Genomic DNA, 13,413 nt, shown 5'->3' with positions numbered 1-13,413 from the left:
CCGCTGTCATTCCTCCCGCCGCCATTCCCCCGATTTCCCGCCTGCCTTTTCCAGCAGCCGGATGGCCTGTAGGGTCATGCCCCGGTCCACCGCCTTGCACATGTCGTAGATCGTCAACAGCGCCACTTGCACGGCGGTCAGGGCTTCCATTTCCACGCCGGTCTGGCCCGCCGTTTTCACGGTGGCGACGCAGCGCACGCGCTGGTGTTCCGGCTGGGGTTCGAGGTCCAGGCTGGCGTGGGTGAGGGCGATGGGATGGCAGAGCGGAATCAGATCGGCGGTTTTCTTGCTCGCCATGAGGCCGGCGATGCGGGCGATACCCAGCACATCGCCTTTTTTATGGCTGCCGGACAGGATGAGGGCCAGGGTTTCCGGGCGCATCTCGATATAGCCTTCGGCCACGGCGCTGCGCTGGGTGCTGGGTTTGTCGCCCACGTCCACCATGTGGGCGGCACCTTGGGCGTTGAAATGGGTGAGTTCGGTCATGGCGGGCGTCCGGGGTGGAAAGGCGGGCCATTATAAAGCCACGCCTTGCCCGGACGTGCCGGGGTTATCGCGCCAGACCGATGCGGAAGCGGCCCACTTGGTCTTGCAACTGCGAGGCCAGCCGCGCCAGTTGCCCGCTGGCGTTGGCGGTCTGCTCGGCCCCGTCGGCGGTGTCACGGGAAATACCGCTGATATTGACCACGTTGCGGTTGATTTCCTCGGCGGTCACGCTTTGTTCTTCCGCCGCCGCCGCGATCTGGGTGTTCATATCCTTGATGGTGTCGATGTAGCGGTTGATGGTTTCCAGCGAGCGGCCCGCGTTCACCGCCTGGTCCACGCTGTTCATGGCGGCGGTTTTGCCCTGGGCCATCGCCGCCACCGCTTGGTTGGCCCCGGTTTGCAGGCGCTCGATCATGCCCTGGATTTCCTGGGTGGATTGCTGGGTGCGGCTGGCGAGGGTGCGCACCTCGTCCGCCACCACCGCAAAGCCGCGGCCTTGCTCGCCGGCCCTGGCGGCTTCGATGGCGGCGTTGAGTGCCAGGAGGTTGGTTTGCTCGGCGATGCCGCGGATCACATCCAGCACCGCGCCGATGCTGACGCTGTCTTCCTTGAGCTTGTTGATGGCTTCCGAGGTGCGGCCCACTTCCGAGGCCAGGGAATCGATGCTCTGGATGGTGGATTTCACCACCGACATACCGCTCTTGGCCTGTTGGTCGGCGTCCTGGGCGGCTTCGGCGGCACGGGAGGCGTTCTGTGCCACCTGATGCACGGTGGTGGACATCTCGGTCATGGCCGAGGCCACTTGCTCGGTCTGCATGTTCTGGTTGAACACCCGCTGGCGGCTTTGCGTGGTGATGTTCGACAGGTGTTCCGCCGCTTGGGAAAGCTGTCCGGCCCCGTCGAGGATATCGCGGATAGTCTTGGCGAGGTTTTTGGAGACGGTGTTGCCGCGGTCGGCCATCCAGGCGAATTCGTCCTGGCCCGAGAGGCGGATGCGGTGGGTGAAATCACCCTCGGCGATGGCGTTGAGTCCGTTCACCAGGGTTTCGGCCCGGCGGTTGGCGGAGTTGCCCAGGAAGGTGGCGAGCGACAGCATCAGCAGGGAAGTGGCCACCGCGATGCCGACGATGATCGAGCTATTGGTGCCGTCGTCGTTGGGGTGGTAGACATCCACCGTCGCCATGGCGGCGATACCGATGATGCCCACCACCGTGTTCAGGTACATCTGGCGGGCGAGGCTGAGGCTTTCTGTGATGAATTTGAACATGGGGTTGCTCCGCGGCGCTGGGGAGGGGGTGGGCGGAATCCACCGGCGGCGAAGCCAAGCGATCCAGGGAGTTCCGCTTTAACTGTCGAGAAGTGTAGTCACGATTTCTTAACCCGTATTAGTTGGGGCGGTGGATCGGGGGCGGAACACCCGGCTTGGTCCCGGAACCGATGGCCCGGATTCCATTCGGTTCCATCGGGGTTTCGCGGCGGCGGGCGGGCGTGGGGTCAAAGCCCGCGCACGATGGCGGACACGAGGCCGGGGCCGCGATAGATCAACCCGGTGTAGATTTGGACCAGGCTGGCCCCGGCGTCCAACTTTTGGCGGGCGTCGTCGGCGCTGGCGATGCCGCCACAGGCGATGATGGGCAACTTGCCATCCAGGACGGCGGCGAACTGGCGCACCACTTGGGTGGAACGCTCGAACACCGGCTTGCCGCTGAGTCCGCCGGTTTCCTCCGCATGAGGCAGTCCTTCCACGCCGGCGCGGGAAGCCGTGGTATTGGTGGCGATCACCGCGTCGATGCCGTGGCGGAGCAAGGCGTCGGCGATGGACTCGATATCCGCGGGTTCCAGGTCGGGGGCGATCTTCACCGCGAGCGGCACGCGCTTCTGATATTGCTGGGCCAAGGTTTCGCGCTCGGCGGCCAGCCCAGCCAGCAAATGATCGAGGTTTTCGCCGGTTTGCAGACTGCGGAGCCCCGGCGTGTTGGGCGAGGAAATATTCACCGTGACATAGGCCGCCACGGCGTAGACCTTGCGCAAACAGGCCAGATAATCCTCCAGCGCGTTCTCGACGGCGGTATCGCGGTTCTTGCCGATGTTGATGCCGACAATGCCGGTGTAGCGGGTGGCCTTGACCCGCTCCACCAGATAATCCACGCCTTTGTTATTGAAGCCCATGCGGTTGATGAGGGCCTCGGCTTCCGGCAGGCGGAACAGCCGGGGTGGCAGGTTCCCCGGTTGCGGACGTGGCGTCACCGTGCCGATTTCCAGGAAGCCGAAGCCCAAAGCGCCCAAGCCTTCCAGGCAAGCGCCGTTCTTGTCGAGTCCGGCGGCGAGTCCCACGGGATTGGGGAATTCGAGGCCCATCACGCTGCGCGGTCGGCCCTTGGGGCAGCGTGCCAGCGGGTTGAACCGGCCCAGGCGGGTCAGGGCTTGGAGTCCTACTAGGGTGAGGTGATGGGCGGTTTCCGGTTGCAGGCGGAACAGGGCGGGGCGGATGAGTGGATAGAACATGGCGGATGGTCGGGGGTTGCTAGGGGAAAGCAGTATAGCAAGGCCAATCGACGGGTCGCCCGGATACGGCGCGGCATCAAGCCGCCCGGTCGGCGTAGATCGCTTCCACCTTCCGGTAAAACCACGCGGGCCGCGTCAGCAGGATGAAGAGGGCCACGCTGGAAGTGACCGGAATAGGCACCACGTCCAGCAAGAATAGGCCCAGCAGGCCCAGGAAGCAGCGTACGCGGGTCGGTGTCGCCTCGCCCGGTCGGAGCGGGGGCACCGGGGAGGGGAGATGTCCGGCGCGGCGATAGACCGCCCGGACCAGTCGCAACAGCCAGCGGGGCCGGGCGATCACCGCGTAGAGGCCGATCAGGCAGACCGGTGAAATCGGCCCGAAATCAATGATGAAAAAGGCGACGAGGACGGCGAGGCATTGGACTTGGGTGCGGTTCATGGCGCGTGGACTTGGTCGATGATGCGCCGGGTCGCGTCCACGTCGAGGGTTCCGACCCGGTTGCCGCCGCACAGGGCGCCGCGGAAGCCCAGATAATCCGGTCCCAAAGCCCGCAAGGGCGCGATATCCACCGCCCGCAGCGAACCCGCCAAGCCGCACAACAGCCCATGCCGCCGCGTCTCCGCCACGAAGCCGCGCAGGAAACCGGGCTCGCACACCGTCCTGAGCGAACCCCGGCTCTTGTCCGCCGTATCCAGCATGGCCCCGGCGAAACCCGCTTCCGCCAGACGTGCTACCCAAGCCAGTTCCGGGCCGCCATCGCCGAACAGCACCGCCACCAAGCGCCCGCCCGCCGCCGTGTGGGGCCGCAAGGCTTCGATCACCCCGGCCCAATCGCCGCCGGGAAAAAAACCGATCTTGACGTAATCGACCCCGGTGGCCGCCATGGCCGCGACCGCCGGGACCACGTGCTCCGCCGCCATCGGCAAATCGCCGACGGTGGCGCTGAGTGTGTGGTGTTCGCCGAATTCCGCCACGATCCGCGCCACGTCCGCCACCGGCAACGCGCCCAAAGCGCCCGCCGCCGGTTGTTTCAGGTCGATGATATCCACGCCCAGGCCCGCGATGAGCCGGGCTTCGTCCAAGCTGGCGACGCTGGCGAGCATCCCGGTCATGCGGATTCCCCTTGCGCCGAAGCTGCGCGCCGGAACGCCTCGATCTTTTCCATCAACCAACCCCAGGCTTCGAGTTCGTGGGGACCGGCGGTTTTGTCGAGGCCGATGCGGAGGTAGGCCAATTCCGCCTCGATCTTATGCCACGGCAGCATGTGCAAGCGGCTGACCAGGATGGCCGTTTCCAGCACCGCGGATTGGGCGCGGTTGAACCCCCGGAACGGCGCATGGTTGGCCTCGTGGATGACCCGGTAACGCAGCCGGGGCCGGGTCGGGTCGTCTGCTATCTCGATCAATTCCAATTCGGCATGGGCCAGGGCCGCGGCCAAGCGTTGACCCGGCACCCGTTCCGCCGCCAGCAAGGGCCAATCGCGCCGCCCGGTCAAACAGCCCGCGAATATCCGCACATCGTCGCAATAGTTCACGACCGCGTGGCGGCTGGCGGAAAGGTTGTCGAGGGTGGTCGAGGGCCGGAACGGCAGGATGACGAGGGTGCCGTCGTCCAGCACATGCACGCCCATGGGCGCGATGTGGGCGACGCCTTCGGGTGAAAGGCTGGTGATGAGGGTTTCGCGGATCATTCGGTGGTGTCGGGTTCGGGGGAGGGGGCTTTCTGCAAGGTGGTTCCGGCGGGCTTATAGGCATGGGGATCGACCGTCTGCTGTTCCGGCGCATCGACTTGGCAACCCCAGCGCAAAGGCTCGTCCTGGGCATAACGCTTGCCCAATTTCTGGGCGATTTCGGCCCGCGCCAATTCCACGCCCAGATAAAAGGCATGGCCGCCATCTTGTTCCACGCCCAGCTTGGGATAAAGATCAAACGGATTTTCGGCGCTGTGGAACCCCTCGCGGTTGAAGATATGCACGCCTTCCGGGCTGATGAAAATGCGGTAGCTCGGGTCTTTCACCTGCTGGTAGAGCGCTTCGATTTCGGCCCGGCTCAAGGGAAACGGAGCGCGTTCGTGCAGGGCCATCAGGCCATCGTCGATATGCTTGGGCAAACGGTTGGCTGCGCGGGCGGCGAACAGCACGCGCCGGGCCAAATCGGCTTCCCGTACCGCCTTGCGGGCGTGCTTGCTGACCTGGGTAGCGAGGATATGGCGGATGCCGAGTTCCGAGCAGATGCCCAACAACGTGGCGTTGATACCGGCGGTATCGGCGTGGGTCAGCTCGGTCAGGTTGCCGACGCCCATCATGATTTCCACGCTGGGATGGCGGCGGCGGGTTTCGTGGTAGCGCAGGATCGAGTCGGTGAAGCCGAAATGGATCGGGTCGAGGATCGGATCGACGATGAAGGCCCGGCCCTTGGCTTCAAGCGCGGCGATGGCGCGGTCCAGCGAATCCAAATCGCCATGCCGGGCCGGAATCAGGATCGGGGTCGCGGCCACTTGGTCGGCGATCCACAGCGACTCCTCGGTGAGGCTCAACAGGAAATCCGCCCCGGCCTGACCGCCCTTCACCAAATCATCGTTGTCCAGCGAATCGACGCTGACCCGGAAACCCTCGGCCTTGAGCGCCCGCACCGCGTCTTCCATGTGCGGGAACGGCGTGGCCGGGAGGCAACCCAGGTCGATCACGTCGGCCCCGTCTTTCCGGTAATCCCGCGCCCGCCGCAGGATGCCGTCGATGTCCAACTGCGGGGCTTCGACGATCTCGGCGAAGATCAGCAGATCGTAGCGGCTGATATCGGGCTTCTGCTTGCCCTTGCCGAAGAATTCCGGCAGGTCGTGCAATTCGTCCGGGCCGCGCTCGACCGGCAGGCCCAAATCCTGGGCCAAGGCGGCGAGGTCGCCCCGGCAGCGTCCCGGCACCAGGATGCGGGTCGCGCCGAACGTGTCCTTGAGCCGCCGCCGGATCATGTCGGCGGTCATCAGGGCGGCGACGGTGAGCCCGAGTTGGTGGACGGTGTAGCCGAACTCGGGGTTCATCTCCTCCAGGACGCGGCGGAGTTGCGGTTCCGCCAGTTTGCCGGTGAGGAAGAGGATGTGTTCGGACATGGGGGGCTTCCGGGTGGAAAAGGCCGGGATTATAGGATAATCACTGGGACTTGATCCTTGGTCGCGTCGTTCATTCCCCCCGCCGTTCCGCCCAAGCCAACCATTCCCCCAACACCAGCAAAGCCCACAGCGCCCGCGCATGGTCCGCCGTCCGCCGCTGGTGTTCGTCGAACACTTCCCGCAAAGCCCGCGTATCCACCCCCAGCCGCCCGAAACCGGGATGGGCCAGGGTGGTTTCCGCCCACGCCCGCAAGGGGCCGCGCAGCCAAGCCCCGATAGGCACCGACAAGCCGCGTTTCTTGCGGTAGACGATGTCCTTGGGCAGGTAGCGCTCGGCATAGCGCTTGAGGAACACCTTGGTCTCGATGCCCTGGACCCGCTCCTTCGGCGGCAGCGCGGCGGCGAAATCCATCACCTCGGGATCGAGGAACGGGGCGCGGAGTTCCAGCGCCGACAACATGCTGGCCCGGTCGGCCTTGGTCAACAAGCCTTCGGCCAGCGGGCGTTCCAAATCGTAGTGCTGGAGCCGGTCGAGCAAGGTGTTTTCCCCGGTGGGCGCGGTCCAGGCCCAGGGTTCCGGTTCGAGGCCCAGCCGCTTTAGCAGCGCGGGCGGCACGCTGGAAGTCCACAACACATGCCGCGCCAGCCCGTCCAACTCGTCGCCCTGCACGAAGCGCTTGAGCAGGAAGGACAGGGTGACTTTTTTGTCGCTCGGCGGCCAGCGGTCCACGGCTTGGCGGATCACGCGCCGGAGGCCGCCGGGCAAACGGCTATACCCCTCGGCGATCCCGGCCCCGAAATAGGTCGGATAGCCCGCGAACAACTCGTCCGCGCCTTCGCCCGACAGCGAAATCCGAATATCCCGCGCCGCCCGCCGCGATAACAGCGCGGTCGGCACCCAGGCCGGATCGGCCAGGGGTTCGCCCGCCGTTGCGATCAATTCGGCCAGGAGTCCCGGCACATCCTCCGGTTTCACCCAGACCGGCACGTAGTCGATGTCCAGTTGCCGGGCGACCTGCTCAGCGAACTGGCCTTCGTCATAGGAATCTTCGCTGAACCGGAGGCCATAGGCCGTCAGCGGCTTATCCGGCCTGAGGCTTTTCGCCACCGCGCTGATGAGCGAGGAATCCACCCCGCCGCTCAGGAACAGCCCGAACGGCACATCGACCTCGGTTTGCCGGAACACGGCGGCGCGGAACACAGCGTCGAAGGCGTCCAGCGAGGTATCGGTTGGTACCGGCACGGCGCGGGGCCAGCGCCAATAGCGTTCGCGGCGCAGGCCATCGGCGTCGATGACAATGGTTTCGGCGGGACCGACCTTGTGGATGCCGGTATAGGGGCTGTCCGGGGCCGGAAAATGCCCGAGTTGCAGATAACGCCGCAAAGCCGCGCCGTCCCAGGCCAAGCCGTCCGGCAGACTTGCGGTCAGCGCCGCGATTTGCGAGGCGAAACGCACCACGCCGTGTTCATACCGGAAAAACAGCGGTCTTTCCCCGGAACGGTCCCGCGCCAACAGGATTTTGCGTTCGCGGGGGTCCCAAACCGCCAGGGCGTAGGCACCGGCCAGCCGTTCGACGAACGCCTCGCCCAGTTCCAGATACAAGCCCGGCAATACCGCCACATCGGTGTCTTGCTCGATCCTGTGGCCGCGCTCTTCGAGGAAGGCGCGGAGTGCCTGGTGATTGTCGATTTCGCCATTGCACACCACCATCACGCCGCTGTCCGGCTCGACGATGGGCTGCACGCCGCTGTCCAAACCCCGGATCGCCAAACGGGCCATCCCGAAATGGGCGGAAGCGTCGCCCGTGGTCCATTCGCCGTCCGGGCCGCGATGGCTCAGACGGGCGACCATGGCCGCGACGGGTTCGAAATTCACATCGTGTTGTGCCGCCCCGAGGACGGCGATACCGCAGATTCCACACATGGCTATTGTTGGGCAGGCAGGAGCGCGGCCCAATGGCCCGCGCCGATATCCGTGACAGGAACGCCGCGGGCGGCGGCGATGGCTTCGAGCGCGGGGCGCTTGTCGTATTTGGCGATGAGGTAGACCGGATGATTCCGGCTTTGTAGCCAAGCGTCCATCCGCGCAGTTGCGACGACGTGTTCCGGCCAGGGCTTGCCGGAAGCCAGCGAGAACAACACGTAATTGCTGGTCAATTCCCGGCCATCCTCGCTGATGAGCGTGACCAGCCGCTTGAGGTAGAACGGCAATCCTGGCGGGAAACAGCTCATGCAGGCGTATTCGGTGGTGTCCGGCAGCTTGGGCAGGCGTGCCGCCAGGGCGCGGGAAGACCGGGTATCGGCATAGCGCGGCAAGACTTCGAAATTGACGGTCAGGATCAACAGCGGCAAGGCCAGCGCGGCGGCCATGCCCCAACGCGCATCGCGGCGGACCCAGGCCACGCCCGCGAGCAAAGCCGTCGCGCCCAGCGAAAACGCCGCCGCCGGCATCAGCGGGATGAACAGCGCGAAAATTTCATGCGGGAATTTCAGGCGTTGTTCCAACAGTTCGGGCCGTGCCGCGATAACCGCCATCACCACGGCGGCGGGCAGCATGAACACCAGCAAGGCGAGACTGGCCCGACGCACCACGGCGGCGGCAAGTCCCGCCCGGTCCAAGATAGCCGCAGCAAACACCCGTGCCGCCACCACGCCCAAAGCCACCACCCCGGTCAGGATGTAGCCCGGCAGCTTCGATTTCGACAGTGAGAAAAACACCACCACGACCAGCGCCCAGACGATGAACAGCCGGTCGGGCCGGGACAGCGCGGCGCGTTTGCGCCAGGCGGCGGCGATGGCTTCCGGCAGCAGCAGGCTCCAGGCGAAACAGCAACTGGCGATGATCAGCCCGTAGTAATAAAACGGCTGGGTCCGGCGGAACACCGGCGTGGTGAAGCGGGCGATGGATTCCCGCATGATGCCGTAGTAGGGGAAATCCGGGCAGGCCAGCGACAAGCCCACGAACCACGGCAACACCACCGCGAAAAACACCAGGACATGCACCGGCCTGAATAGCCGCTTCATGGCATCGAAGCGCTTGAGGCTGCCATGGAACACCAGCATCACCAACAAAGGGATGATGAAACCCACCGGCCCCTTCACCAAGGTGGCGACCCCGCCCAGGAACGCCGCCAGCAGAGACCAGCGGTTCCGGGATGTGCCTTCGTGTTCCTCCGCCAGATAGGCCGCGAAGATCGAGGTGCAGACGAAAAAAGCCAAGGTCATATCGAAGATGACGATGCGCGAGAAGGCGATATACAGCGGGGTCGCCGCCACCACCAGCAAGGCCAGCGCGGCGGTGCGCTCGTCATAAACCCGGCGGCAGAACGCGAACAACGCGGTCAACAGCCCGAAACCGAACAGCGCCGAAGGCAGCCGCGCCGTGAATTCCGATTCGCCGAACAGGTCCAGCGAGATCGCCACGGCCCTGAAGAAAAACGCCGGTTTGTCGAGATAAGTGGCCCCGTTGTAGGTCGGGACCAGCCAAGCCCCGGCTGTCTTCATTTCGCGGGCGACTTCGGCATTACGGCCTTCGTCGGGTGCGAGCAGAGGAAAATCGCCCAAATGGCCGAACACGGCCCAGGCGGCGACCAGGAAGGCCAGGATGGAAAACCAATGCCGGGTGGCGCAGGACAAGCCAGCGCCGGCCGAGGCTTGCGCCTCGCTGTGCGGGGAGAACGCCATGGATGGGATTGGAATGATTATGAGGATGGGAGCGGAAGGCTCGGGGCCGTTATTTTACATCGGGAGGCGCTGCCGGGTGGGATGCGGCCCGGAAAGGCGTGTTGCCGGTGGGATTAAGGCGCGTCGGTGAGAGGATTTTCTTCTTCCAATGGGAATTCCACCCGTTCGTAGACTTCCGCCAGTGGCAAGCGGCAACCGATGGACTCGACCAGCAATTCGGCCTCCAAACCCTCGACCGAAGTGAACAGCCATTCCCCGGCGGCGTTGCGGCGCAAATGGTCGATCACGGCGCTTTCGCTGGAAACCAGCAGGTAATCGCGCAGGCTGTCGAGGTGGGCGCTATAGCGGTGGAATTTCTCGCCGCGGTCGAAGGCTTCGGTGCTAGGCGACAGCACTTCGACGATGAGGGTGGGATTCAGCAACACATCGCGGTGTTCATCGTGGAAACGCGGTTCGCCGCACACCACGCTGGCATCGGCGTAGGAAAACAGTCCTTTGCGGGAGTGCTTCTGGGCCGGGCCGCTGCGGATTTTCATGTTGGGCGATAAACCCCGGCACGGCGTTCCCCGTAGCTGGGAAACCAGGAGGCTCAACAGGTTGCAGCAAATCGTACTATGCGCCAGCGATTCCCCGGCCATGGCGTAGATTTGCCCGTCGATGAATTGGTGGCGCTGGTCCGATTGGCGTTCGAGGCCGAGATAATCCTCGGCGGTGTGGAACAGCGTGGATGGAACGGTGGCCATGGCAATCCTCCGAAGCTTTGGGCGGTGTGAAAGCTACAACGCGCCGTCGTGGAACACCAATTGCCCCAGGAATTCCTCGCCCTGTTCGGCGCATTCGATGCGGGTCAGCGCGGCGCTGCCGACCTTGATGCGGAACAGGTTGGACAGGGGGATTTCGAGGATATGGGCCAGCACCATGCGGATGACCCCGGCATGGCAGACGATCAACACATGCTGGCCGGCGTGGCGGTTGAGGATATCGTTCCAGGCCGCGACCACCCGCACCCGGAAATCGCCCAAGCCTTCCGCCCCTTCCGGGCGGTGGCTCATGGGGTCGCGGTAGAAGCGCTGTTGCAGCCCCGGATCGAATTGGGTCACTTCCTCCTGGGTTTTGCCTTGCCAGACGCCGAAGCCGATTTCCATCAGCCGGTCGTCGCTTTCCAGCGGCAAGTTGAGCCGTCCGGCCAAATCCTCGGCAAAATCGAAACACCGCCGCAAGGGCGAACTGACGATGGCGTCCCAAGGCGCGTGTGGGCCCACCGCCGCCCGCATCTGCCGCCAGCCGGTGTCGCTGAGCGGGTCGTCGATCTGGCCCCGGTAGCGGCTACCGCCCACGGGTTCGCCGTGGCGCATCAGGTCGATGAGGGTGGTGACGCGCTCTTCGGTACTCACGGCTGGGCTTCCTCGGCGAGTTGGGCGCGGGCGCGGGCCACGGCTTGCCGGACTTGGTTCGGGGCGGTGCCGCCGAAGTGGTCGCGGGCTTGCAGCGAGCCTTCCAGGGTCAGGATGCCGAACACATCGGCCTCGATCCGGGGCGACAGCGCCTTGAGTTCGTCCAAGGTCAATTGCGAGAGGTCGCGTCCGCTGTCGATGCCCAGGCGTACCGCCTTACCGACCACTTCATGGGCATCGCGGAAGGCAATGCCCTTGCGCACCAGATAATCGGCCAAATCGGTGGCGGTGGCGTAGCCCTTGAGCGCCGCCAAGCGCATGGCTTCGCGGTTGGGCGCGAGGTGCGGCACCATGTCGGTGTAGGCGCGGAGGCAGGCTTTCAGGGTGTCGAGGGTGTCGAACAAGGGTTCCTTGTCTTCCTGGTTGTCCTTGTTGTAGGCCAGGGGCTGGCTTTTCATCAGGGTCAGGAGGCCGACCAGATGGCCGAACACCCGGCCCGCTTTGCCGCGCACCAGTTCCGGCACGTCCGGGTTTTTCTTCTGCGGCATGATCGAGGAGCCGGTGCAGAAGGCGTCCGGCAGATCGACGAAGGCGAATTGCGCCGAAGTCCACAGGATCAATTCCTCCGAGAACCGCGACAAATGCATCATCACCAGGCTGGCGCAGGCGGTGAATTCGATGGCGAAATCCCGATCGCTCACGGCGTCCAGGGAATTGGCCGCCGGGCGGTCGAAGCCTAAAAGCTCCGCCGTGTAATGGCGGTCCAGCGGGAAGGTAGTCCCGGCCAGCGCCGCCGCGCCCAGCGGCATGACGTTGAGGCGCTTGCGGCAATCGCGCAGGCGGTCCTGATCGCGGGCCAGCATTTCGTGCCAAGCCATGAGGTGATGGCCGAAGCTGACCGGCTGGGCCACTTGCAGATGGGTGAAGCCGGGCAGGATGGTGTCGGCTTCGCGCTCGGCCAAGTCGATCAAAGCGGCGCGGAGGGTCGCGAGTTGCTGGCAGAGCCCATCGATTTCGTCGCGCAGGTAGAGGCGGATGTCGGTGGCGACCTGGTCGTTGCGGGAGCGCCCGGTGTGGAGTTTCTTCCCGGCTTCGCCGATACGGTCGGTGAGGCGGGCTTCGATGTTCATATGCACGTCTTCCAGTTCCACCGACCAGAAGAAATCGCCGCGTTCGATCTCGGCCAGGATGGTTTCCAGGCCTCCAACGATGGTGTGCAGGTCTTTTTGCGATAACACGCCGATGCGGGCCAGCATGGTGGCGTGGGCGATGGAGCCTTGGATATCGTGCCGGGCGAGGCGCTGGTCGAAGCCGACCGAGGCGGTGAAGGCTTCGACGAAGGCGTCGGTAGCTTGGGTGAAGCGGCCGGCCCAGGGTTTTGATTCGCTGCTCATGGGGGAAATCTCGGTGCGGCTGGGAAGGGCGGGATTATAACCGAGGCGGGTGCTTCCCGAGCGGAAGCGCGGGCGGGACTCCATCCGTACCATGGGTTGGCACGGTGGGGCGATCCGGGAAAGGCCGGTGTGGTTAGCCCATGAATGCGTGGAACAGGGCCGCTATTCCTCCCAGGAGCAGAAGGATGAACACGGCACCCCCCGCCGCGAGCCATTGGCTCTTCGATCCGGGCGCACCGAGCCAAGGAGCCAACAGGGCCGTAAGCGCCGGAACCACGGCCCATTGGAGGATGGCGACGCTCAAGGCGTTGCCGATCAGCATGGATAAGGAAAGTCCCAATGGCGATGTGTAGGGTCCGACCCATAGGGTCAGCAGCATCACCGTCGGATAGAGTCCCAGCAGCACGGTCAGGAACATCTTCCAACTAGGCGGCAACGCTTCGTCCGCGCCCTGGACCAAACTGCCGAACCAGGGGCCGAATCCATTTAGCAAGGTCTTGAGGCGGAAGTCCGCGATTTCCCGTGGAAGCCGGGAAACCCACTCCTCGCGCACCGTCGAATCCAGCCAGTTCCTGAGCGATTCCTGGCTGTCGAACTCAACGACGGTTACCCACTCCTGCGAACCCGATTCCACCGGGGGATAGATAACGGTGGAACGGTAACCGGGAAAATCCTGTGCCGCCAGGGTGACGCCACGCTGCCACTCTAAAAAATCGTCCGAACGCTCGGGCGGGATACGGTGCATGATGACCGACGAGGCCCAGGCCATATGGATTTCCACCGGGGAAGGGGCGGTGCTTGGAGACTGGGCGTCCATCTATCCTCCTCCACGGGTTGGGGCACG

The 13,413-nt window shown here is 64.8% G+C and carries 13 protein-coding genes; all 13 read right to left on the bottom strand.

Translation table 11 applies throughout. The features are described from left to right. Positions 1–6 precede the first annotated feature (6 nt). Positions 7–486 (bottom strand): cyclic pyranopterin monophosphate synthase MoaC, encoded by a 480-nt coding sequence (gene moaC / locus B9N93_RS02905; RefSeq protein ID WP_085210720.1) that lies wholly within the window; start codon positions 484–486, stop codon positions 7–9. A gap of 64 nt (positions 487–550) precedes the next feature. Continuing rightward, the gene (locus tag B9N93_RS02900) at positions 551–1,753 is read right to left on the bottom strand and encodes a methyl-accepting chemotaxis protein (RefSeq protein WP_085210718.1); all 1,203 of its coding nucleotides are present in this window, start codon (positions 1,751–1,753) and stop codon (positions 551–553) included. 227 nt (positions 1,754–1,980) lie between these two features. Further along, positions 1,981–2,991, bottom strand: a complete 1,011-nt coding sequence (locus tag B9N93_RS02895; protein ID WP_085210716.1) for a quinone-dependent dihydroorotate dehydrogenase — start codon at positions 2,989–2,991, stop codon at positions 1,981–1,983. A gap of 76 nt (positions 2,992–3,067) precedes the next feature. After that, positions 3,068–3,430 (bottom strand): hypothetical protein, encoded by a 363-nt coding sequence (locus B9N93_RS02890; RefSeq protein WP_085210714.1) that lies wholly within the window; start codon positions 3,428–3,430, stop codon positions 3,068–3,070. After that, on the bottom strand, positions 3,427–4,104 hold the full coding sequence (locus tag B9N93_RS02885) for a (5-formylfuran-3-yl)methyl phosphate synthase (RefSeq protein ID WP_085210712.1): 678 nt from the start codon (positions 4,102–4,104) through the stop codon (positions 3,427–3,429). Before B9N93_RS02885 ends, B9N93_RS02890 begins: the two co-directional genes overlap by 4 nt. Beyond that, on the bottom strand, positions 4,101–4,682 hold the full coding sequence (locus B9N93_RS02880) for a DUF447 domain-containing protein (RefSeq protein WP_085210710.1): 582 nt from the start codon (positions 4,680–4,682) through the stop codon (positions 4,101–4,103). The genes B9N93_RS02885 and B9N93_RS02880 overlap by 4 nt, the downstream gene beginning before the upstream one ends. Further along, positions 4,679–6,097, bottom strand: coding sequence for a DUF6513 domain-containing protein (locus tag B9N93_RS02875; protein WP_085210708.1), 1,419 nt, complete (start codon positions 6,095–6,097; stop codon positions 4,679–4,681). The genes B9N93_RS02880 and B9N93_RS02875 overlap by 4 nt, the downstream gene beginning before the upstream one ends. A 70-nt stretch (positions 6,098–6,167) precedes the next feature. After that, complete coding sequence (gene asnB, locus B9N93_RS02870; protein ID WP_085210706.1) at positions 6,168–8,021, bottom strand: asparagine synthase (glutamine-hydrolyzing); 1,854 nt, start codon at positions 8,019–8,021, stop codon at positions 6,168–6,170. Between the two features lie 2 nt (positions 8,022–8,023). Then, the gene (locus tag B9N93_RS02865) at positions 8,024–9,781 is read right to left on the bottom strand and encodes an ArnT family glycosyltransferase (protein ID WP_085210704.1); all 1,758 of its coding nucleotides are present in this window, start codon (positions 9,779–9,781) and stop codon (positions 8,024–8,026) included. Between the two features lie 113 nt (positions 9,782–9,894). After that, the gene (locus B9N93_RS02860) at positions 9,895–10,524 is read right to left on the bottom strand and encodes a Uma2 family endonuclease (protein WP_085210702.1); all 630 of its coding nucleotides are present in this window, start codon (positions 10,522–10,524) and stop codon (positions 9,895–9,897) included. Positions 10,525–10,557: 33 nt separating this feature from the next. After that, positions 10,558–11,175: a histidine phosphatase family protein gene (locus B9N93_RS02855; protein ID WP_254899322.1), complete on the bottom strand. Its 618-nt coding sequence runs from the start codon at positions 11,173–11,175 to the stop codon at positions 10,558–10,560. Next, entirely contained in the window at positions 11,172–12,569 is a 1,398-nt protein-coding gene (argH, locus tag B9N93_RS02850; protein ID WP_085216147.1) for an argininosuccinate lyase, read from the bottom strand. The genes B9N93_RS02855 and argH overlap by 4 nt, the downstream gene beginning before the upstream one ends. 133 nt (positions 12,570–12,702) lie before the next feature. Then, the gene (locus tag B9N93_RS02845; RefSeq protein WP_217807253.1) at positions 12,703–13,386 is read right to left on the bottom strand and encodes a putative antibiotic biosynthesis monooxygenase; all 684 of its coding nucleotides are present in this window, start codon (positions 13,384–13,386) and stop codon (positions 12,703–12,705) included. Between the last annotated feature and the right edge of the window lie 27 nt (positions 13,387–13,413).

This window comes from Methylomagnum ishizawai, assembly GCF_900155475.1.
Taxonomy (GTDB): Bacteria; Pseudomonadota; Gammaproteobacteria; order Methylococcales; family Methylococcaceae; genus Methylomagnum; species Methylomagnum ishizawai_A.
The sequence above is the reverse complement of the archived record's forward strand: the minus strand, read 5'-3'. Positions and strand labels throughout refer to the sequence as shown.